The following is an 18,883-nucleotide window of genomic DNA, read 5'->3' on the forward strand; positions in this document are numbered from 1 at the left end:
CTTGCGACTTAGCGCAGAAACGCGAGCGCTTCCACGGTGCCGATAGTCTTTGCAAACACATAGTCGATGGCAAAACTCAGGCTCTTCGAATAGGCCTTGAGCCGATAGCCCTCGCCTTCGATAGCAGCCGGGCTGCGTAGAACGAAGGGAACGCTCGGCCGCACGAAACCCACACGTGTCGTCAGCGGAATCTCGGGCGAACGGCCGATGGCAGACGTATACATCAGGTCTTGGGCAAGACCGGCAGGCCCGACGGCGAGGGCCGGCCCGGCAGCCGCAATGATGCTCGAGGTCAAGACGATGGCGGCAAGAGTTTTCTGCATGTCGAAAGTCCCCGTTTTCGGATCGCAGGGCTTTCGTCTCGCCCTGATCCAAGCGATCGATGCGTCTGTCCACGCTTCGGCCGCCTTCATGAGAACACTCTACACGTCAGTATTTGCAGGGCTTTTAAGCGCATCGGTCAAATTTTAGGAAATTTGACTTTCTATACGGAAGGACATCGACATGCCTGACGAAACCAGCCACGCCGCGGCTGGAAGCGATGCCCGGACGCGAATCGCAGCTTAGAGGATGCGATCCAGCTTCTTGTTGATATGCAGGTTCGGCATCAGGCCCGCGCTCTGCGCGGCATGATAGGATTCTCGCGCCGCATCGAACGAGATCGACCACATGATGGCGCTGAGCAGGAGCGCGATAATATAGATTTGGATACGCATCGCATTGGCGATAGGGAAGGAGCAAGGCAGTTTTGTGTCAAAAAATGAGCGCATAACGAGAAAAACAACGGCTCTTCGTTCCGCCGCGGTCGGCGCCGGACACATCACTGTCGTCAATGGTGCTTCCCACTGTCAGAGCAATTCCAAAAAAGTGCGAAGCGGTTTCCATCCGGCACAAATCCAAAAAGGTTTGGAGCGGTTCTGCGCTTCCGTGACGCTGAACCGCTTTAGCCGCCATCCCGAGCTCTGAGAGGACATAACGTGCCCTTTTCCGCGTCCGAAGCGGTTCGCCATCTGGAATATATCATTCGATTGACTTAATACAACTTCGGTGTTATGAATCCGTCATGACCCAGAACAGTGACACTCCAAATCCCCCGGCCTCCGCCCGCGCCGAGATCGCGCGCCAGAAGATGCTGACCGCTGCTCTCGATGTCTTCGGGCGCTACGGTTTCGATGGCGCCTCGACGCGCCAGCTGACTGAAGCCGCCGGCGTCAACCTGCAGGCGATCCCCTATTATTTCGGCAGCAAGGAAGGCCTCTACATCGCCACCGCCGAATATCTGATGATGAGGATCGATGCGCATGTCAGCGGCATGAGGGCGCGCATCGGAGCGCATCTGGTGGCGCTCGACGCGGCCGGCGAGCCGCTCGGCGAAGCCGACGCCCGCATTTTCCTGACTGAAGTTCTCCAGACCATGGTGACGCTCTTCGTCGCCAAGGAATCGGAACCCTGGGCCCGATTCCTCATCCGCGAGCAGATGGAGCCGACCGAAGCTTTCAAGCGGGTCTATCGAGGCATCATGAGGCCGATGATCGAAATGGGTCGGCGCCTGGTCGGCGCCATTATCGGCGAGAATCCTGCGTCCGAACATGTGCGCCTGCGCACTTTCAATCTCGTCGGCAGCATCCTCATCTTCCGCTTCGCCCATGCCTCCGTACTCGCGCAGATGGAATGGGACGCCTTCGGCCCGGAACAGGTGGAAATCCTGCGCGGCCTTGCTGCCGAACTGGTCGATGTCATCGGACCGCCGAAAAGAGGCGCGGCATGAAACGCATCCTTCTCCTCGTGATTCTTCTCCTCCTTGCCGCAGGTGCCGCCGCCTGGTGGTACGGCCTGCCCGAACGGCTCGGCTGGCTGCCCGAGGCGCGTCGCGAATTCGTCCTTTACGGCAATGTCGATATCCGTCAGGTCTCGCTCGGCTTTCGCGTCAGCGGCCGTATTTCCGAACTCGGGGTCGACGAGGGTGATGTCGTCAAGAGCGGAACGGTTTTGGCGAAGCTCGACGCCGCACCCTACGAATTCGCAGTCCGCTCCGGCGAGGCCAATGCCGCGGCCCTTCGCGCGACGCTCGACAAGCTGAAGGCTGGCCCGCGGCCGACCGAGATCGCCCAGGCGCGAGCTGCCTACGACGAAAGCCTGGCGGATCTGCAGAATGCCAACCTCGCTTACGACCGCGCCCGCCAGCTTCGCCCGCAGGGCACGATTTCCGAAGCGAATCTCGACCAGGCGACCGCCGCAAAGGCGATGGCCGCCGCCCGCTCGCAATCCGCCAGCGAGGCGCTGAAGCTGCTGCAGGAAGGCTCGCGCGTCGAGGACATCGCCGCCGCCGACGCCCAGCTGAAGGCCGCCGAGGCCACACTCGCCTCAGCCCGAACCTCGCTCGCAGACACCGAACTGCGCGCTCCGAACGACGGCGTCATCCTCTCGCGGGTGCGGGAGAACGGCGCGATCGTCTCGCCGGCCGATACCGTCTTCGTGCTCTCCCTGACAGAGCCGGTCTGGGTGCGCAGCTATGTCGCCGAACCCGATCTCGGCCGCGTCCACCCGGGCATGAAAGTATCCGTCACCTCCGATACCCAGCCGGATAGACCCTATGAAGGCACCATCGGCTTCATCTCGCCGGTCGCCGAATTCACGCCGAAGTCGGTGGAGACGCCTGAACTGAGGACCGATCTCGTCTATCGCCTGAGGATCGTCATCGACAGGCCCGGCCCCGACCTGCGGCAGGGCATGCCGGTCACCGTGCGGCTGTCCGCGCCGCCGACAGGCGGACAATGACTGCCCCAGAACCCGGTCGGGACGCCAGGCCGCTCGTTCGGATCGACGGCGTCACCAAACGCTTCGGCGATGCGCCTGCAGCCCTTAACGCCGTCTCCGGCGTCATCGGCGGCGGCGCGATCACCGGCCTCGTTGGTCCCGACGGCGCCGGCAAGACGACGCTGATCCGGCTGATGACCGGCCTGATGCTGCCCGACACCGGAACGATGGAAGTGCTGGGCTTCGACACCAGAAAGAACGCCGCCGGCATTCAGGCGGCGATCGGCTACATGCCGCAGCGCTTCGGTCTTTATGAGGATCTCTCGGTGCAGGAAAACCTCGACCTCTATGCCGATTTGCGCGGCCTGCCGAAGAGCGAACGCACCGGCGCCTTCGACGAGCTGCTGACCTTCACCGACCTTAAACGCTTCACCGGCAGGCTCGCTGGAAAGCTCTCCGGCGGCATGAAGCAGAAGCTCGGCCTTGCCTGCGCGCTTCTGAAAAAGCCGCGCCTGCTGCTGCTCGACGAACCGGGCGTCGGCGTCGACCCGATCTCGCGCCGCGACCTCTGGAAGATGGTCGGGAACCTGACTAGGGAAGGCATAGGCGTGGTCTGGTCGACCGCCTATCTCGACGAGGCCGAAGCCTGCGACCACGTGCTGCTCTTGAACCAGGGAAAACTGCTCTTCTCGGGAAAACCGAATGAAATGACCGAGCGCGTCCGCGACCGCGTCTTCCGGGTCTCCGATGTCACCGGCCGCCGTCGGCAGGTTCTCGCCGAACTCCTGCAGGCCGATGGCGTCATCGACGGGGTGATTCAGGGCGAGGCGATCCGCCTCGTCGCGGCCAGCGGCAAGACGCCCGATATCGGCAAGGCCGGCGACGGCGCATCGCTTTCTCCCGCCCCACCGCGTTTCGAGGACGCTTTCGTCGATATGCTCGGCGGCGGCCCCGGCGGCCGCTCCCGGCTTGCCGAAGCGCAAGAGCCGCTGACAGCCGAGGGTGACCGGCCGGTGATCGAGGCCAGGGGCCTGACCAAGCGCTTCGGCGATTTCACCGCCGCCGACGACATCAGCTTCGATATCCGCCGCGGCGAGATCTTCGGCCTGCTCGGTCCGAACGGCGCCGGCAAGTCCACCACCTTCAAGATGCTCTGCGGCCTGTTGAAGCCGACCGGCGGCGAAGGCCGCGTCGCCGGTTTCGATCTCCGTCGCGATGCCGCCGAAGCTCGCAACCAGCTCGGCTATATGGCGCAGAAATTCTCTCTCTACGGCGATCTTACAGTCATGCAGAACCTGGAATTCTTCGCAGGCGTCTATGGCCTTCGCGGCCAGCGCAGGCGCGAGCGCATAGAGCTGATGGCCGACATTTTCGATTTCGGCCGCCATGCCCGCGAAGCCGCCAAGGATCTGCCGCTCGGGCTCAAGCAGCGCCTGGCACTTGCCTGCGCCGTCATGCACGAACCGCGCGCCCTCTTCCTCGATGAACCGACCTCCGGCGTCGATCCGATCACTCGCCGCGAGTTTTGGACGCATATCAATGGCCTGGTCGAAAAGGGGGTCACCGTGCTCGTCACCACCCATTTCATGGACGAGGCGGAATATTGCGACCGCATTTCGCTGATCTACCGCGGCCGTTCGATCGCACTCGGTTCTCCCGATGAGCTGAAGGCACGTGTCGCGACAAAGGATGCGCCGGACCCGACGATGGAGGACGCCTTCATCGCGCTGGTGCAGCAATCGGAAGCGGAGGATGCAGCATGAGCATTTCCTCCGGCCGGCTCCGGCGTCTTGCAGCTCTGGTGCGCAAGGAAAGCTTCCAGGCGATCCGCGACCCGAGCAGCATCCTCATCGCCTTCGTACTGCCGCTGATCCTGCTCTTCCTCTTCGGCTACGGCGTCTCGCTCGATACAACGCGTACCCGCATAGGCCTCGTGACCGAGGAGATGACGCCGCTGACGCAGGACCTCGCGGCCAGCTTCCGGGCCTCGCGCTATTTCGACGTGGCGATCGGCCGTGACCGCCGCCTGTTCGAAGAAGATCTCGTGATCGGAAAGCTGCGCGGCATCGTCGTCATCCCGGCCGATTTCACCACCCGTTATACCGCCGGCAACCGCCCGCAGGTCCAGGTAATTGTCGACGGCTCCGATCCGAACACGGCGAACTTCGTCCAGAACTATGCGCAGGGCGCCGTTGCCAACTGGGAACAGCAGAGGCAGGCGGACGTCGCCTCCCACAGTCCCGCCATCACAGTCGAGCAGCGCTTCTGGTTCAATCCGGAGCTGACCAGCCGCAATTTCCTCGTGCCGGGCTCGATCGCCATCGTCATGACGCTGGTCGGCACGCTGCTGACCTCACTCGTCGTCGCCCGCGAATGGGAGCGCGGGACGATGGAAGCAATGATGGCGACCCCGGTGACGGCAGTCGAGCTGCTTGCCGGCAAGATCCTGCCCTATTTTCTGCTCGGCTTGACGTCGATGACGCTCTGCGTTCTGCTTGCGGTCTTTCTCTTCGGCGTGCCGTTCCGCGGCTCGGTCGCTGGCCTTTATGCCCTGTCGGCCGCCTTCCTGATCCCGGCGCTGGGGCAAGGCCTGTTGATCTCGACGGCAACCAAGAACCAGTTTCTCGCCTCGCAGCTGGCGCTGATCTCCGCCTTCCTGCCGGCCTTCCTGCTTTCGGGCTTCCTGTTCGAGATCAACTCCATGCCCAGGATCATCCAGTGGATCACCTTCATCGTGCCGGCCCGCTACCTGATCCCCAGCCTGCAGACGGTGTTTCTCGCTGGCGACATCTGGCCGATGTTCGGACAGGCAATCTCGGTCATGCTGACGATCGGCGGCGTCATGTTCGTCCTGGCCGCACGCAGCACCAGAAAGAGGATCGGCTGAGATGGGATGGACAAGGCTCTACGCCCTCATCGTCAAGGAATTGCTCGCCGTGCTGCGCGATCCCAAGGGCCGCGCCATCCTGATCGGCCCGCCGATCGTCCAGCTCCTCGTCTTCTCCTATGCGGCGACGCTCGAAGTGCGCAACGTCGACGTCATGATCCTCAACCGCGACAACGGCCATTGGGGCCAGGAGCTGATCGAGCGTATCGATGGCTCGCCGACCTTCCGCAATATCTCGATCGCCGCCGAACAGGCTGAGGTCCAGGTGGCGATAGACAATCAGACGGTCATCGCCGCGATCGAAATCGGCCCGGATTTCTCCCGCAATATCGAAGCGGGAACGCCGACCGACCTGCAGGTGGTGCTCGACGGCCGCCGCTCCAACGCCTCGCAGATCGTCGCGGGCTACCTCTCGCAGATCGGTGCGGCGCTTGCTGCCGAGACGCCGGCCGGCAAACGCGCCGGGGCCAGCATCGTCTCATCCGTGCCGCGCAACTGGTTTAACCCGAACCTCACCTATCAATGGTTCATGGTGCCGAACCTGATCGCCAGCATCGCGCTCCTGATCGGCCTGATCGTCACGGCACTGTCGATCGCCCGCGAGCGCGAGCTCGGCACCTTCGACCAGCTGATGGTCTCCCCGTTGCGCCTGCACGAGATTCTGATCGGCAAGCTGATCCCGCCGATGATGATCGGCCTCTTCCACATCACCGTCTATATCCTCGCCGCCGTCTTCCTCTTCGAGGTGCCGCTGCGTGGCTCGCTCTTCCTGCTTTACGGCAGCGCGATCTTCTATCTCGGTTCTGTCGCCGGCCTCGGTCTTTTCATCTCTGCGCTGTCGATGACGCAGCAGCAGGCGATCCTCGGCGCTTTCCTGTTCATGGTCCCGGCCATGTTGCTCTCGGGCTTCGCGACCCCGATCGAAAACATGCCGGGCTGGCTGCAGCCGATAACCTACGTCAATCCGCTGCGCTATTTCCTGGTGATCGTCAAAGGCGTATTCCTCAAGGATATCCCTTTGAGCGAGGTGGTGAACCAGACCATCCCACTGGCGCTGATCGCTACAGTGACGCTCAGCGCCGCTGCCTGGCTCTTCCGCCGGCGCCTAGAATAATCCCAGTCCCACACCTGCAGCGGCCGTCTCACAGAATGTAAACCGGCCTTCCAAAGCGTGACTCTTTGCTGCGGGAACCTCGATTTGGCGACGTCGTTAGTCGAGTGCAACCCCAGCAAAGGAGAAGCAAAATGTACAAGATCATACTTGTCTCCGGCGCCCTTGCGCTGTCGTCGCTTGCCACCAATGCTCTGGCTGACGGAGCAGTCACCGGTGCAGCTGGTGGCGCCATCACCGGCGCGATCGTCGGTGGTCCTGTGGGTGCCGCAGTAGGCGGCATCGCCGGCGGTGTCGCCGGTGCCGCTATTGACCCGCCGCCGCGCGAGGTCGTCACCTATGTCGAGCAGCAGCCGACCCCGACCTCCCGCGTGGTCGTTGAACAGCCGATCGTTGTCGGCAAGCCGCTTCCGGCGGATGTCGTCGTCACTCCGGTGCCCGACAACCCTAAATACGCCTATACGGTCATCAACGATCGTCGTGTGATCGTTGAACCCCGCACCCATAGAGTCGTGCAGGTCATCGAATAATCAAGCGATCGAGACCGCCTGCTGCGGCTCGACTACCTCCGGCCCCGCTTCGGCGGGGCCTTTTTCTACGATTGCACCAACAATCAATCGGCGCGCGATAGCACGGCAAACCGCCGTCTGAACGGCGCTTCCATATCCCAAGCGGAGATCAGACTTTCAGCTCGCGCCGCTCGCGCTCCGTCACCATGGCGAGATCGAGAACCTTCTGCAGGTTGGCGGCGTGGCGGAAGTTCGGGTCGGGCTGGATGCCGCTTGCCACCGCTTCGGCGAAGCGCTGGTAGTTGGTTGGCACCGGCGGCGCTTCGATCTCCTTCCAGCTGGCGGTCTCGGCATCCTCTCCGAGGCAGCCGCGCAACTCGGACCCAGCCGGGCGATTGATGACTTCAAGGCTGCCTTTTTCGCCATAGATGCGCAGCTTAAGCTCATTCAGATGGCCCGTCGCCCAGCGGCTGGCATGGATGACGCCGAGCGCGCCGTTGGCGAAATCGACGGCCATGGTAAAGCTGTCATTCGCGTCGAGCATATACTCGCCAATCTGGCCGCCTGGCGCCTTGTTGAAGGTTTTCAGCCGGGCAAAGACGTGGTCGATGTCGGTCGCGGCGCCGTAAGCAGCGAAATCGAGGATGTGGATGCCGACGTCGCCGAGCACCCCGTTCGAGCCGTGGCCGGTGGAAAGCCGCCACAGCCAGGTCGATTCGGTGCGCCAGTCGCCCCAGGCGCGCGAGACGAGCCAGCTCTGGAGATAGGAGGCCTCCACATGCTTGATCGTGCCGAGTTCGCCTGATAGCACCATCTCGCGGGCACGCTGCAGCGGCGCAACGTTGCGATAGGTGAGGTTCACCATGTTGATGACACCGGCCTTTTCGGCCGCTTCCGTCATCTCCAGCGCCTTAGGATAGTTTTCCGCCAGCGGCTTCTCGCAGAGCATATGTTTGCCGGCCGCAATCAGCGCCATGGTGGTCGGGTGATGGATGCGATCGGGCGTGATGTTCGTCGCCGCATCGAACTCGCCCCAGGCGATCGCCTCATCCAACGAATGAAACCGCTTTTCGATATTGAACTTGTCGGCAAAGGCGGAAAGCCGGTCTGGATCGGTGTCGACGGCGCCAACCACCGTCACCCCCTCGATTTTGCTGAAGTGGGTGAGCTGGCTTTTCGCCATCACGCCCGTGCCAAGAACGAGTAGTCGCATGGATGCTCCTCAGCGGTAACCGGCTTCGCCGGCCTGGTGCAGTTTCGGGCCGCGTTCGACGATCGGCTCCAATGCCTTTTCCACCGGCACATTTGGAGCGTCGGTAATGCCAGTCAACGCGCCTTCAGGGTTGTAGGCCCACTTGACGCCGTTGATCAGCACCTTCTGAACGGTGGCGTCGTGATAGGTGGGGTAGGTCTCATGGCCGGGGCGGAAATAGAAGATGTTGCCGGCGCCGCGGCGCCAGGTCAGGCCCGAGCGGAACACTTCCCCGCCCTGGAACCAGGAGATGAACACGGTTTCGAGCGGCTCCGGCACCGAGAACTGCTCGCCATACATTTCCTCGTTCTCAAGCTCGAAATGCTCGCCGATGCCGGCGGCGATCGGATGGCGCGGGTTGATCGTCCACAGCCGCTCACGCTCACCCGCCTCGCGCCATTTCAGCGCGCAGGGCGTTCCCATCAGCCGCTTGAAGATTTTCGAGAAATGGCCGGAATGCAGCACGAGAAGGCCCATGCCTTCCCAGACGCGCTTGGCGACGCGTTCGACGACGACGTCTGACACCGCGCTGTGATCCTTGTGGCCCCACCAGATCAAGACATCGGTTTCGGCAAGCCGGGCTCCGCTCAGCCCGTGCTCCGGCTCCTGCAGCGTCGCCGTCGTAGCCGAGATGCCAGGATCGGTATTCAGCGCATTGGCGATCGTCGTATGCATGCCTTCCGGATAGATGCCCCGGACGATCGCATTGGTATTCTCGTGAATGTTTTCACCCCACACAACGGTGCGTATGGCCATACTGTGCTCCTCTGGAAGCTGGAAGGATCGTTTAGGCGGGAAAGGCAGAATTCAAAGCGCTTTGGAGAAAGGCGCTGGGTGCGCCTCGATCTCCACAACGTCCGAGCAACACATAGCGCTTTGTCAGAAGTTTGACAAAGGGGAAATTTTCTCTCCTGAGACTCCGGAGGACCTTCTGAGATATAACAATGAAATCAATGAGAAACGGATTTCGAGAACAGATTGACGACGATGACGCCCGATATGATCAGCCCGAGGCCGACAATGGCCGGCAGATCGAGGCGCTGCTTGAAAAAGATCAGGCCGACCGACGAAATCAGCACTATTCCCAAAGCGCTCCAAATCGCATAGGCGATGCCGACGGGAATGCTCTTCAGCGTTAAGGACAGGCAATAGAAGGCCGCCGCATAACAGGCGACGACAAGCGCCGTCGGCCCGATGCGGGTAAACTGCTGCGACAATTGCAGCGCCGTAGTGCCGATGACTTCGAGCACGATGGCTGCAAAGAGCAGCCCGTAGATGGCGGCCTGGCTCATGACGAATTCCTTTTTCGGATTACTTTCCCGTGAGCTCGACAAGACGGCTGATGAGATTCCGCCTCAGGGCACTGCTGATGTCATGGCTCTCCAACGTGTCAGCAAACCACAGCCCATCGGCGGCGAACCGCACGATCTGAGCATCGAGAGAGGAGTCGGTGCCGACATATTCCTCAGCCCGCGCCTGCACCCATTGGCGCCAGCGAAGGCGCAGCCTGGGTTCGGCGAGAAGCGCGATCGTCACCTGCGTCCAGCTCCTGGAATCGTCGGGACGATCCTTGAGACCGGACACCGCCCTGAGATAGGCCCGGGTGAAGCGTCCCTGCGGCACGGGATCGCCGCGCATCAGTTCCTCGATATCCGCATCGAACCTTTCGAGCAGGCTCTCGAACAGCGCGTCGAGCAGCGCATTCTTCGTCGGGAAGTGATGCAGCAATCCGCCCTTGCTGACGCTGGAGGCGGCGGAGACCGCATCGAGTGTCACGGCCGCCATGCCTTCGCTGGCGGCAAGGCTCGCTGCGACCTCCAGCAATTCCTGGCGCACGAGAGCCGGTTGTTTCTTGCGGTGATGAGCGTTTGACATGCGCTATAAAGATACCGTCCAGACGGTTTTGTCAAGGAGAATCGCTGCAAACGCCTGGCCCCAGGCATCATGCGCGAAATGCCGCGGCACCTTGATGACAGTTGCGGTCGTTTTCCATCAGGTGCATGAAGGATCGGGAGTAGAATGATATCGGGGAATGGTTTCGTGGCGGAGAAGGTCACCACTCTATACGAAGCGATCGGCGGCAATGCCGCCGTACGGGCGCTGACGCACCGCTTCTATGCGCTGATGGATACGCTGCCGGAGGCAAAAAACGTGCGTGCCGTACACCCGCCGAGCCTCGAAGGCAGCGAAGAGAAATTCTACGAATATATGACCGGCTATCTCGGCGGCCCGCCGCTCTATATCGACAAGCGCGGCCATCCGCGCCTGCGCAGCCGCCATTTCGTTGCCGAAATCGGGCCTATCGAACGGGACGAATGGCTGCTCTGCTTCCGCCGCGCGCTCGACGAGACGATCGCAAGTCAGGCGCTGCGCGATCTCATCTGGGCGCCGGTCGAGCGCCTTGCCTATCATATGCAGAACAAGGAATAGTCATGAGCCTGAACGCGCGCATCGAGCCGGTGCTCTATCTCTTCGCCGGCTTGTTCGGCGTGGCCGGCGTGGCGCTCGCCGCGCTTGCCGCCCATGGCCGCGGTGAGGCCAATCTTGCGGCATCCGCCTCCGCCATGTGCCTTGCACACGCCCCTGCCCTGCTCGCTTTGGCCCTCGGCACCGCCAAGCTCAAAACCGCCTGGCTCGCCGGTTTTCTGATGATCGTGGGAACCCTGCTCTTTGCCGGCGATCTTGTTACGCTCCGCTTCTCCGGCTCCGGCCTCTTCCCCTACGCCGCGCCGACCGGCGGCTGGGCGATGATGCTCGGCTGGCTGGCTGTGGCGGCAGGTGCTGTCTTTCGCGTGCGGTTTTAGGGGCTTGGAAAACTCGGCCGCTTGTCTATGAGGGTACGTTGCAGCAGAGTATCCATCCGCAAACTGAGCGGCTGATGGGAGTCCGCTGCCCTCTCTTCCCTGTGCTCGTCACAGGGATCCAGCGCGCCCAAGTCCTTGGGCGCGGGAGACTCTCTTCAGGCCCTACGGGTCATTCACGGGACGGACGCGCCGTGGCTGGATTGCTGTGACGGGCACAGGAATGAGCGTGGGGAACGCCTCGCCTTCCACTCGTAAAAATTGCCATCAAATCCCGTCGACCACATTAAAACCCTCAAAAACCGGCGGACCCTTATACATCGCCTTGCGGTCTCCGGCATTGCGGTGCGCCGCGCGAAAATTCTCGGACTTCGTCCAGTTCTGAAAATCCTCTTCGCTCTTCCAGACCGTGTGCGAGGAATAGAGCGTATACCCCTCTTCTTCATTGACCTTGCCACGCAGCAGGCGGAATTCGACGAAGCCGGGCACCTCGGCCAGGCTGGAATCGCGATTGCGCCAGACCGTCTCGAAATCGCCCTCGGTTCCGGTTACCACCTTGAAGCGATTCATTGCGATATACATGAAGTCTCCTTACGCTTCCTCTTGGCGGCCCTTACAGCAGGCGAGGGAAAGGCGAGAATATTATTGCCATTTGCCGCCGCCGCGCCAAGCGGTCTTGTCGCCTCCCAGATCGGGAACAGCGTCACATTCTGGTAGATCTGCCGGCGTTCGGCATACTGCTGAAAAAGCTCGTAAAGCTCGGGCACGAGGCCGCCACCGCTCTGCGCGGCGAGCTTGTGCAGGCCGATCATGGTGAAGCCGTTGGGGCGCTTGTCGTTCATCGGGAATTGTCTCGTTCGTTCATCGTCTGCAGCGCACGTTCCAGGCTGGACTTGCTGCCATTTCGAAGCGGGATGAAGGCCTTGCTGAACTTCTTGCAGCCGGTCTTCACGCGCAGGCAGGCATCATGGCTAATACAGTCGATGGGGCAGAACACGCAGTCAACAGAGGGAAGCAAGGTGTCGATGCGCGAAACCGCCTCGCGCAGGCCGCCATCGTGATGAATGAGTTCGGCGCCGAAATTGCTGGCGATCTGGCGCAGATGCGCCACTTGGCAGTCGCGCCCGCCGACATAAAGGAAACTGCGGCCATCCAGTTTGGTTCGTCCGTTGGATGCCTGGCCGGCCTCCGCCCCCGCGCTGTCGCGGACCTCCCGGTTCGATCCCTTCTTGCCCTTGCGAGCCATATGCCACCCGTTCGCTGGTTGATCGTCACACGATTCCTGCGTGTGCGAACGGACCTTATTAAACTTGATTTTTGTAGTAAAGTATAAAGTTGAGGATTCTAATCATATTATCGCGGAGTGACCTGGACGGGGAACGTGTAGGTTCGCGAGGATGCGGCGATCGTATCGGGCATGGCCGGCAGGTTGCAGGAGGCCACCCTGGCAAGAGCGGCGCTATCAACCTCAGGGAGCCTCGAGCCACGGATAACACTCGATGCTGTGATGTCGCCGCTGCGATTGACGGTGATGCGAACGGTTAAGGTGGCGGGAGCCGTGCGATAGCGAGACTCCATCCGGTCGACGCAACGGAACAACCGCGCAACAAGTTTGCCTTTATAGTTGGCTTCCGACGCACCTCCCGCCCCGTTCCTGCCACCGGATGTGCGCGAACTATCAGTGGAATTGGCGTCTGCCTGTCCATCTGCAGCGCCCCTGCGCGCCTCCTGCTTGGCATCGCCCTCCGAACCCTGTGCTTTCTTCGGCGGCTGTTTTCTTTCCACCACCTTCTTTTCTACAGGCTTCTCCAGCTTCGGCTTCGGCTGCGGAGCAACCACTTCTGTCGGCGGCTCCGCTTCGGGAGAAACAGGAGCCACCTCCACAGGCTTGATCTCTTCAGGTTGGGATTGCATTGCGGCTGCCATTGGCGGTTCGCTTGAAATCACTGGCTGCTCCGGCACCACCGTCGACATCGGCTGCGCGACGGACGTCTCGGCAGGCGTTTCCGAAACGAGAACCTCCGGTTCTGCAGTCGCAACCGCCTCTGCTGACTGACGCGTAACGTCCTGTAGAGGCTGGACGACCTCGACCGGCTCTGCGTCAACCGGCTCAACGGTTTCCGGTTGAACGACCTCCGGCTGTACTTCCGCCGTTTCGACTGGCTTAACCGTCTCGGGTTCAACGGCCTCTGGGACCACTTCTTCCTGTATGGTCACCTCGGTGTCGCCGGCTGCGCTCTGATCGGCGGCGGAACTGCCGAGCATGACCACGCTGATCGCCTCGCCCGCCTCCATCAGCGTCTCATCCAAGGGCGCAGGCACCACAATAAGCAGCGTGGCTGCCAACGCAGCATGGAAAAAGAATGAGCCAGCACAACTCACCGCCACCCGCCGCCGCACCGGCGTCTTCTCGTCTTCCTGCTTCTCCACCGCCGCATCCATCGGAGGCGCGGGAGTCGGAGCTGCCGGCGCGGTTTCCGGATGGTCGGGAAAGGAGGAGATCTGCGCGAAACGCGTGTAGTGGATCACCGTTTCGCCGGCCGGCTGGCGCTGCGCGTTGCGCAGTTCCGGAAGCTCGTGGCCGGGATGCACGCCAGGCGTATTGTCGTTCAGGCTGTCGCCGGCGTCCGCCTCTCCGATGAGCACGTGTCTCGATCTGGACTTCGCTGAAATCGCCATTGTTTACGCCTCGGACAGCCTGGAACATGTCCGCCGGGGTTCATCCCCCGGCGTATTCTTGAGCAATTCCAGCAAAAGTGCGCAGCGGTTTTGCGTCGGGAATTGCGTAAAAACAAAGAGTTAGAGCATTTCCGCGTACGGAAATGCTCTAACCTTCGAAGGGAACGGAGATCTGCGAGCGAGTGACGAGACCCTTCATGCATCCACCGGCGACCGGCCCGTCGCAGACCGGTGTGTCGTTGATCAGGATGCGGGTCACGCTCTCGCATTTGACATTCGGCATGTCGAACTGGCGCACGCGCTTCTTGCCTTGCGGCAGATCGCGGAAGTCGAGAACGGTGATCCGGTCGACGGCATTCTTGTCGTTGAAGAAGGCAAGCTCGAAGGAAACCTTGTCGATGGCGGCGGGTAGCTTGTTGAGCGTCACGAAGGTCATCATGCAGCCCTTCTGCGAGGGCGCCAGCGCATTGAGTTCGACATCGAGGGAGGCTGCGGGCGCCGCCTCCTGCGCCTGGGCTGCGATTGCAACCACCATCACCAAGCCGGCCGCAACGGCCGCAAACCTACCAGTCATAATCGTCTCCGCATTGTCGCGAGCCGTCGGCGGACGGCTTCGTATCAGCAATCTAAAAACTTGACTACGTTAGTCTCCTATTGCGTCTTTAAAAAACTATGAGTAAGAAAGTCAAGTTAATATTAGACACGACCGGAGACCTTCAGATCCCCGGCCTCACGGAAATGCCAAACCGAAATGATGGTTGATAACTTTAAGGACATGGCGCTGCAGAGCGACCCTGCGGCGCAGCACCGGATCATCGAAAGCGCGGATCTTTTCCGCGGCACGAACGAGATCATGATCAGACACGACGGGCTGGTTTACCGCCTGAAGATTACCCGCCAGGGCAAGCTCATTCTCAATAAATAGGGCCAATAAACAGGTAAGACATGACTGAGCAGAAAAGACCGGCGCCAGCCGAAATCCGTGCATTTCGCGCCGAAAACCCGAAAATGCGCGAGCGCGATATCGCCGCCCAGCTGAAGATTTCCGAGGCAGCCCTCGTCGCCGCCGAAACCGGCATCAGCGTGACCCGCATCGATGGCAGCGCGGCGAAGCTTCTCGAACGCGTGGAACGTCTCGGCGAAGTGATGGCGCTGTCGCGCAACGAAAGCGCCGTGCACGAAAAGATCGGCGTCTTCGAAAACATCAAGAGCGGCGCCCAGGCCGCGATCGTCCTCGGCGAGAACATCGACCTGCGCATCTTCCCCAACCGCTGGGGGCATGGCTTTGCCGTCTCCAAGAAGGATGGCGAACAGGAGCGTCTCAGCCTGCAATATTTCGACAAGGCGGGCAACGCCGTGCACAAGGTGCATCTGCGTCCGAATTCGAATATCGAGGCCTATCACGCGATCGTCGCTGAGCTGAAGCTCGAAGAACAGTCGCAGGAATTCGTCGAGGCCGAGATCTCGAATGCAGCCGACGAGACCGCCGACGTCAGCCGCGACGAGCTGCGCGACAACTGGAGCAAGCTCACCGATACCCACGAATTCTTCGGCATGCTGAAGCGCCTGAAGATCGGCCGCCAGGCGGCTGTGCGCACCGTCGGCGACGACTATGCCTGGAAGCTCGACAACACAGCGACGGCGGAAATGATGCATGTTTCGGTAAAATCGGGCCTGCCGATCATGTGCTTCGTCGCCAATAACGGGATCGTCCAGATCCATTCCGGCCCGATCTTCAACGTGCAGACGATGGGTCCCTGGATCAACATCATGGACCCGACCTTCCACCTGCATCTGCGCCAGGATCACATCGCCGAGACTTGGGCCGTGCGCAAGCCGACGAAGGACGGCCACGTCACCTCGCTGGAAGCCTACAATGCCGAGGGCGAGATGATCATCCAGTTCTTCGGCAAGCGGAAGGAAGGTACCGATGAACGCGCCGAATGGCGCGAGATCATGGAAAACCTGCCGCGGGCAGCCAGCGTAGCCGCATAAGGATTACAGCGATGACGATGCGTAACAATCTGCGCCGGATTCGTCTATGGGAACTAACCTTGACGGCTGTTGTCATGGCGCTGCCGCTGATCCCGACGGCGCCGGCCGGCAAGCACTTCACTTTCATCCGCACCGCTCACGCCGAGGAAAAGAAGCTCGATACGTCGCGCCTCGTTTCGGTCGGCGGCGACGTCACCGAGATCGTCTACGCCCTCGGCGAGGAAAGCCGGCTGATCGCCCGCGATACGACGAGCCTCTATCCGGAGGCGGCGCTGAAGCTCCCGAATGTCGGTTACATGCGGGCGCTCTCGCCGGAAGGCATCCTCGCCATGAACCCGACGGCGATCATCGCCGTCGAAGGCTCCGGTCCGCCGGAGGCACTTGTTGTGCTGAAGAATGCCCGCGTGCCCTTTGAGACCGTGCCGAACACCTTCACCCGCGACGGCATCATCGCCAAGATCGACCGCGTCGGCACGCTGCTCGGCGTGCCTGACAAGTCAAAGACGCTCGAAGAAAAGGTCGCTGCCGATCTCGACACGGCGATCGCCGATGCCGAAAAGCGCCCGGAGGCCGAGCGCAAGCGCGTTCTCTTCATACTCAGCGCCCAGAACGGCCGGATCATGGCCTCGGGCACCGGCACGGCGGCCGACGGCATGATCAAGCTTGCCGGCGCCGTCAATGCCGTCGGCGTATTTCCGGGCTACAAGCCGCTGACGGACGAGGCGATCATCGAAGCCAAGCCCGACATCATCCTGATGATGAACCGCGGCGACGGCGCCGGCACTAAGAACGAAGACCTGCTGGCGCAGCCGGCAATTGGGTTGACGCCGGCCGGAGAGAAGAAGGCGATCATCCGGATGGACGGCGTCTACCTGCTCGGCTTCGGCCCGCGTACGGCGAGCGCGGTGCGTGACCTCAATGCGGCGATCTACGGGGGCTGATCATGGCCCTGCCGCAAGCCATCACGGAACGAAGGCGATTAATCGCGATGGCGGCGATGCTTGAAAGCCAGCAGGCAGGCGACAGGACGCGGCTCGCCCTGCTGGCAATCACCTTGCTCGTCGCCGGCTCTGCCTTCTCGATGCTGTTTTCGGTGACAATGGGCGCTTCGAATGCTTCGATCCTCGATGTCATCGCCAATATGGCCGGCTCCGAGACGGCGCTCAGCGCCCGTGACCGCATCATCATCTTCGATATCCGCCTGCCCCGGGCGATCCTCGGCTTCCTGATCGGCGCCTCGCTTGCCGTTTCCGGCACGGTGATGCAGGGCCTGTTCCGCAATCCGTTGGCCGATCCCGGCCTCGTCGGCGTCTCCTCCGGCGCAAGTTTCGGCGCGGTCGCCATGATCGTGCTCGGCGGCGGCCTCGCAGCGCCCCTCCAGGCATTTTTCGGCATTTATGCTCTGCCGGCGGCTGCCTTCGGCGGTGGTCTCGTCACGACGCTGCTGCTCTACGGGATTGCGACACGGCATGGCCAGACCTCGGTGGCGACGATGCTGCTTGCCGGCATCGCGCTCGGGGCGCTTGCGCTGGCGCTCACCGGCCTCTTGATCTACTTGGCGAACGACCAGCAGCTGCGCGACCTGACCTTCTGGAGCATGGGCTCGCTTGCCGGCGCCACCTGGACGAAGATCGCCACCGCCGGCCCGATCATTCTCCTGTCCTTCACCGTCCTGCCCTTCATGGCGCGCGGCCTCAATGCGATCACGCTCGGCGAGGCAGCCGCCTTTCATATGGGCGTGCCGGTGCAGCGGCTGAAGAATGTCGCGATCCTCGGCGTCGCGGCCGCGACCGGCGCTTCCGTGGCCGTCAGCGGCGGAATCGGCTTCGTCGGCATCGTCGTGCCGCATGTCCTGCGCATGGCGATTGGGCCGGATCATCGTTTCTTGCTGCCCGCCGCAGCCCTTCTCGGCGGTTCGCTGCTGATCTTCGCCGACGTGCTCGCCCGCACCCTGGTCGCTCCTGCCGAGCTGCCGATCGGCATCATCACCGCAGCGGTCGGCGGCCCGTTCTTCCTGTGGATCTTGCTGAAGCAGCGTTCGCGCCTTGCCATCTGAGAGAACTTGTGAGTGACGTGCAGATGATCGAAGTGTCCGGCCTCTCCGTGCGCCTTTCCGGCAAATCAATCATCAGCGAAGTCGCTTTCACCGCAAGGGCCGGAGAGCTGACGGCGATCGCCGGGCCGAACGGCTCCGGCAAGACGACGACGATGAAGGCGGTTTCAGGCGAGCTCGCCTATGGCGGCTCGGTGCGCATCGGCGGCGACGAGGTGAAGGGGCTGAAACCCTGGCAGCTTGCCGCCATTCGCGGCGTGTTGCCGCAGGCAAGCGCCATTTCCTTTCCCTTCACCGTGCGCGAGATCGTCCGCATGGGCTTGACTTCGGGCCAGAACCTGCATCCCGACAAATCAGATCAGACGGCGGCGGCCGCCCTCGCCTCGGTCGATCTGACCGGTTTCGAAGGCCGCTTCTACCAGGAACTCTCCGGCGGCGAGCAGCAGCGCGTGCAGCTTGCCCGCGTGCTGTGCCAGATCTCCGAACCCGTCGTCGCCGGCAAACCCTGCTGGCTGCTGCTCGACGAGCCGGTCTCGAGCTTGGACATCAGCCACCAGCTGACCATTATGACGCTCGCGCGCAATTTCTGCGAACGCGGCGGCGGCGTCATCGCCGTCATGCACGACCTAAACCTGACAGCGCTCTTTGCCGACCGGCTCGTGCTGATGAAATCCGGCCGGCTCGCCGCCGCCGGAAGAGTTAAAGAGGTGCTGACCGACGCGACGATGCTTTCGGTCTTTGGTTGCGCGCTGCGGATCAACCAAGTCCCGGCTGACGGCACGCCTTTCGTGCTCGCCCACAGCGCCCTCTCCCATGCCTAAGCCTGCGCAGGCGGAACT

At 62.0% G+C, this 18,883-nt stretch carries 24 protein-coding genes; 13 read left to right on the forward strand and 11 right to left on the reverse strand.

What is annotated here, in order from left to right; all coding sequences use genetic code 11:
* Positions 1-8 precede the first annotated feature (8 nt).
* Both NMA58_RS15540 and NMA58_RS15545 read right to left on the reverse strand, forming a co-directional pair.
* Positions 9-323, reverse strand: a complete 315-nt coding sequence (locus tag NMA58_RS15540) for a hypothetical protein (RefSeq protein WP_434711058.1) — start codon at positions 321-323, stop codon at positions 9-11.
* 240 nt (positions 324-563) lie between these two features.
* Entirely contained in the window at positions 564-833 is a 270-nt protein-coding gene (locus tag NMA58_RS15545) for a hypothetical protein (RefSeq protein WP_434713519.1), read from the reverse strand.
* A 230-nt stretch (positions 834-1,063) separates the two neighbouring features.
* Here NMA58_RS15545 and NMA58_RS15550 point away from each other — a divergent pair, with 230 nt between their 5' ends.
* The 6 genes from NMA58_RS15550 (at position 1,064) to NMA58_RS15575 (ending at position 7,285) form a co-directional block, all read left to right on the forward strand.
* A complete protein-coding gene (locus NMA58_RS15550) occupies positions 1,064-1,768 on the forward strand; it encodes a CerR family C-terminal domain-containing protein (protein WP_434711060.1) in 705 nt (234 codons plus the stop codon).
* Positions 1,765-2,778 (forward strand): secretion protein HlyD, encoded by a 1,014-nt coding sequence (gene hlyD, locus NMA58_RS15555; RefSeq protein ID WP_434711062.1) that lies wholly within the window; start codon positions 1,765-1,767, stop codon positions 2,776-2,778. The genes NMA58_RS15550 and hlyD overlap by 4 nt, the downstream gene beginning before the upstream one ends.
* The gene (locus tag NMA58_RS15560; protein WP_434711064.1) at positions 2,775-4,520 is read left to right on the forward strand and encodes an ATP-binding cassette domain-containing protein; all 1,746 of its coding nucleotides are present in this window, start codon (positions 2,775-2,777) and stop codon (positions 4,518-4,520) included. Before hlyD ends, NMA58_RS15560 begins: the two co-directional genes overlap by 4 nt.
* Positions 4,517-5,644 (forward strand): ABC transporter permease, encoded by a 1,128-nt coding sequence (locus tag NMA58_RS15565; RefSeq protein WP_430958531.1) that lies wholly within the window; start codon positions 4,517-4,519, stop codon positions 5,642-5,644. Before NMA58_RS15560 ends, NMA58_RS15565 begins: the two co-directional genes overlap by 4 nt.
* A gap of 1 nt (position 5,645) precedes the next feature.
* Positions 5,646-6,758 (forward strand): ABC transporter permease, encoded by a 1,113-nt coding sequence (locus NMA58_RS15570; RefSeq protein WP_434711066.1) that lies wholly within the window; start codon positions 5,646-5,648, stop codon positions 6,756-6,758.
* 131 nt (positions 6,759-6,889) lie between these two features.
* Entirely contained in the window at positions 6,890-7,285 is a 396-nt protein-coding gene (locus NMA58_RS15575; RefSeq protein WP_434711068.1) for a DUF1236 domain-containing protein, read from the forward strand.
* A 148-nt stretch (positions 7,286-7,433) separates the two neighbouring features.
* On the opposite strand, the gene NMA58_RS15580 is transcribed toward NMA58_RS15575, so the two are convergent.
* The 4 genes from NMA58_RS15580 to NMA58_RS15595 form a co-directional block, all read right to left on the reverse strand.
* Entirely contained in the window at positions 7,434-8,477 is a 1,044-nt protein-coding gene (locus tag NMA58_RS15580; protein WP_434711070.1) for a Gfo/Idh/MocA family protein, read from the reverse strand.
* Between the two features lie 9 nt (positions 8,478-8,486).
* Positions 8,487-9,272 (reverse strand): ThuA domain-containing protein, encoded by a 786-nt coding sequence (locus NMA58_RS15585; RefSeq protein WP_434711072.1) that lies wholly within the window; start codon positions 9,270-9,272, stop codon positions 8,487-8,489.
* Positions 9,273-9,466: 194 nt separating this feature from the next.
* The gene (locus tag NMA58_RS15590) at positions 9,467-9,808 is read right to left on the reverse strand and encodes a DMT family transporter (protein ID WP_064804454.1); all 342 of its coding nucleotides are present in this window, start codon (positions 9,806-9,808) and stop codon (positions 9,467-9,469) included.
* A 19-nt stretch (positions 9,809-9,827) separates the two neighbouring features.
* The gene (locus tag NMA58_RS15595; protein ID WP_430958535.1) at positions 9,828-10,391 is read right to left on the reverse strand and encodes a TetR/AcrR family transcriptional regulator; all 564 of its coding nucleotides are present in this window, start codon (positions 10,389-10,391) and stop codon (positions 9,828-9,830) included.
* A 165-nt stretch (positions 10,392-10,556) separates the two neighbouring features.
* Here NMA58_RS15595 and NMA58_RS15600 point away from each other — a divergent pair, with 165 nt between their 5' ends.
* Both NMA58_RS15600 and NMA58_RS15605 read left to right on the forward strand, forming a co-directional pair.
* A complete protein-coding gene (locus NMA58_RS15600) occupies positions 10,557-10,946 on the forward strand; it encodes a group II truncated hemoglobin (RefSeq protein ID WP_434713441.1) in 390 nt (129 codons plus the stop codon).
* 2 nt (positions 10,947-10,948) lie between these two features.
* Positions 10,949-11,320 (forward strand): DUF423 domain-containing protein, encoded by a 372-nt coding sequence (locus NMA58_RS15605; protein WP_434711075.1) that lies wholly within the window; start codon positions 10,949-10,951, stop codon positions 11,318-11,320.
* Between the two features lie 264 nt (positions 11,321-11,584).
* On the opposite strand, the gene NMA58_RS15610 is transcribed toward NMA58_RS15605, so the two are convergent.
* From NMA58_RS15610 to NMA58_RS15630, 5 genes are all read right to left on the reverse strand, one after another.
* A complete protein-coding gene (locus NMA58_RS15610; protein WP_097600633.1) occupies positions 11,585-11,899 on the reverse strand; it encodes an antibiotic biosynthesis monooxygenase family protein in 315 nt (104 codons plus the stop codon).
* Positions 11,884-12,159, reverse strand: a complete 276-nt coding sequence (locus NMA58_RS15615; protein ID WP_434711077.1) for a hypothetical protein — start codon at positions 12,157-12,159, stop codon at positions 11,884-11,886. The genes NMA58_RS15610 and NMA58_RS15615 overlap by 16 nt, the downstream gene beginning before the upstream one ends.
* Entirely contained in the window at positions 12,156-12,563 is a 408-nt protein-coding gene (locus NMA58_RS15620; protein ID WP_434711079.1) for a DUF2325 domain-containing protein, read from the reverse strand. The genes NMA58_RS15615 and NMA58_RS15620 overlap by 4 nt, the downstream gene beginning before the upstream one ends.
* A 107-nt stretch (positions 12,564-12,670) precedes the next feature.
* Positions 12,671-13,996 (reverse strand): TonB family protein, encoded by a 1,326-nt coding sequence (locus NMA58_RS15625; protein ID WP_434711081.1) that lies wholly within the window; start codon positions 13,994-13,996, stop codon positions 12,671-12,673.
* A 148-nt stretch (positions 13,997-14,144) separates the two neighbouring features.
* The gene (locus tag NMA58_RS15630) at positions 14,145-14,570 is read right to left on the reverse strand and encodes a hypothetical protein (RefSeq protein ID WP_434711083.1); all 426 of its coding nucleotides are present in this window, start codon (positions 14,568-14,570) and stop codon (positions 14,145-14,147) included.
* A 177-nt stretch (positions 14,571-14,747) separates the two neighbouring features.
* Between NMA58_RS15630 and hemP the strand changes: the two genes are divergently transcribed.
* Genes hemP through NMA58_RS15655 form a run of 5 tightly spaced genes read left to right on the forward strand, consistent with a single transcriptional unit; the run spans position 14,748 to position 18,865 of the window.
* The gene (hemP, locus tag NMA58_RS15635) at positions 14,748-14,921 is read left to right on the forward strand and encodes a hemin uptake protein HemP (RefSeq protein ID WP_434711085.1); all 174 of its coding nucleotides are present in this window, start codon (positions 14,748-14,750) and stop codon (positions 14,919-14,921) included.
* A gap of 20 nt (positions 14,922-14,941) precedes the next feature.
* On the forward strand, positions 14,942-15,991 hold the full coding sequence (locus NMA58_RS15640; RefSeq protein WP_434711086.1) for a hemin-degrading factor: 1,050 nt from the start codon (positions 14,942-14,944) through the stop codon (positions 15,989-15,991).
* Positions 15,992-16,002: 11 nt separating this feature from the next.
* A complete protein-coding gene (locus NMA58_RS15645) occupies positions 16,003-16,932 on the forward strand; it encodes a heme/hemin ABC transporter substrate-binding protein (RefSeq protein WP_434711088.1) in 930 nt (309 codons plus the stop codon).
* A 2-nt stretch (positions 16,933-16,934) separates the two neighbouring features.
* Positions 16,935-18,047, forward strand: a complete 1,113-nt coding sequence (locus NMA58_RS15650; protein ID WP_434711090.1) for a FecCD family ABC transporter permease — start codon at positions 16,935-16,937, stop codon at positions 18,045-18,047.
* Between the two features lie 23 nt (positions 18,048-18,070).
* A complete protein-coding gene (locus tag NMA58_RS15655) occupies positions 18,071-18,865 on the forward strand; it encodes a heme ABC transporter ATP-binding protein (RefSeq protein ID WP_434713442.1) in 795 nt (264 codons plus the stop codon).
* Positions 18,866-18,883 lie beyond the last annotated feature (18 nt).

The sequence above is a fragment of the Rhizobium sp. YTUHZ045 genome, from assembly GCF_051124255.1.
GTDB lineage: Bacteria > Pseudomonadota > Alphaproteobacteria > Rhizobiales > Rhizobiaceae > Rhizobium.

Coding starts and splice junctions, on each gene's coding strand:
- NMA58_RS15540 (WP_434711058.1), bottom strand. CDS start 323: ATGCAGAAAACTCTTGCCGCCATCGTCTTGACCTCGAGCATCATTGCG.
- NMA58_RS15550 (WP_434711060.1), top strand. CDS start 1,064: ATGACCCAGAACAGTGACACTCCAAATCCCCCGGCCTCCGCCCGCGCC.
- hlyD (WP_434711062.1), top strand. CDS start 1,765: ATGAAACGCATCCTTCTCCTCGTGATTCTTCTCCTCCTTGCCGCAGGT.
- NMA58_RS15560 (WP_434711064.1), top strand. CDS start 2,775: ATGACTGCCCCAGAACCCGGTCGGGACGCCAGGCCGCTCGTTCGGATC.
- NMA58_RS15565 (WP_430958531.1), top strand. CDS start 4,517: ATGAGCATTTCCTCCGGCCGGCTCCGGCGTCTTGCAGCTCTGGTGCGC.
- NMA58_RS15570 (WP_434711066.1), top strand. CDS start 5,646: ATGGGATGGACAAGGCTCTACGCCCTCATCGTCAAGGAATTGCTCGCC.
- NMA58_RS15575 (WP_434711068.1), top strand. CDS start 6,890: ATGTACAAGATCATACTTGTCTCCGGCGCCCTTGCGCTGTCGTCGCTT.
- NMA58_RS15580 (WP_434711070.1), bottom strand. CDS start 8,477: ATGCGACTACTCGTTCTTGGCACGGGCGTGATGGCGAAAAGCCAGCTC.
- NMA58_RS15585 (WP_434711072.1), bottom strand. CDS start 9,272: ATGGCCATACGCACCGTTGTGTGGGGTGAAAACATTCACGAGAATACC.
- NMA58_RS15590 (WP_064804454.1), bottom strand. CDS start 9,808: ATGAGCCAGGCCGCCATCTACGGGCTGCTCTTTGCAGCCATCGTGCTC.
- NMA58_RS15595 (WP_430958535.1), bottom strand. CDS start 10,391: ATGTCAAACGCTCATCACCGCAAGAAACAACCGGCTCTCGTGCGCCAG.
- NMA58_RS15605 (WP_434711075.1), top strand. CDS start 10,949: ATGAGCCTGAACGCGCGCATCGAGCCGGTGCTCTATCTCTTCGCCGGC.
- NMA58_RS15610 (WP_097600633.1), bottom strand. CDS start 11,899: ATGTATATCGCAATGAATCGCTTCAAGGTGGTAACCGGAACCGAGGGC.
- NMA58_RS15615 (WP_434711077.1), bottom strand. CDS start 12,159: ATGAACGACAAGCGCCCCAACGGCTTCACCATGATCGGCCTGCACAAG.
- NMA58_RS15620 (WP_434711079.1), bottom strand. CDS start 12,563: ATGGCTCGCAAGGGCAAGAAGGGATCGAACCGGGAGGTCCGCGACAGC.
- NMA58_RS15625 (WP_434711081.1), bottom strand. CDS start 13,996: ATGGCGATTTCAGCGAAGTCCAGATCGAGACACGTGCTCATCGGAGAG.
- NMA58_RS15630 (WP_434711083.1), bottom strand. CDS start 14,570: ATGACTGGTAGGTTTGCGGCCGTTGCGGCCGGCTTGGTGATGGTGGTT.
- hemP (WP_434711085.1), top strand. CDS start 14,748: ATGATGGTTGATAACTTTAAGGACATGGCGCTGCAGAGCGACCCTGCG.
- NMA58_RS15640 (WP_434711086.1), top strand. CDS start 14,942: ATGACTGAGCAGAAAAGACCGGCGCCAGCCGAAATCCGTGCATTTCGC.
- NMA58_RS15645 (WP_434711088.1), top strand. CDS start 16,003: ATGACGATGCGTAACAATCTGCGCCGGATTCGTCTATGGGAACTAACC.
- NMA58_RS15650 (WP_434711090.1), top strand. CDS start 16,935: ATGGCCCTGCCGCAAGCCATCACGGAACGAAGGCGATTAATCGCGATG.
- NMA58_RS15655 (WP_434713442.1), top strand. CDS start 18,071: ATGATCGAAGTGTCCGGCCTCTCCGTGCGCCTTTCCGGCAAATCAATC.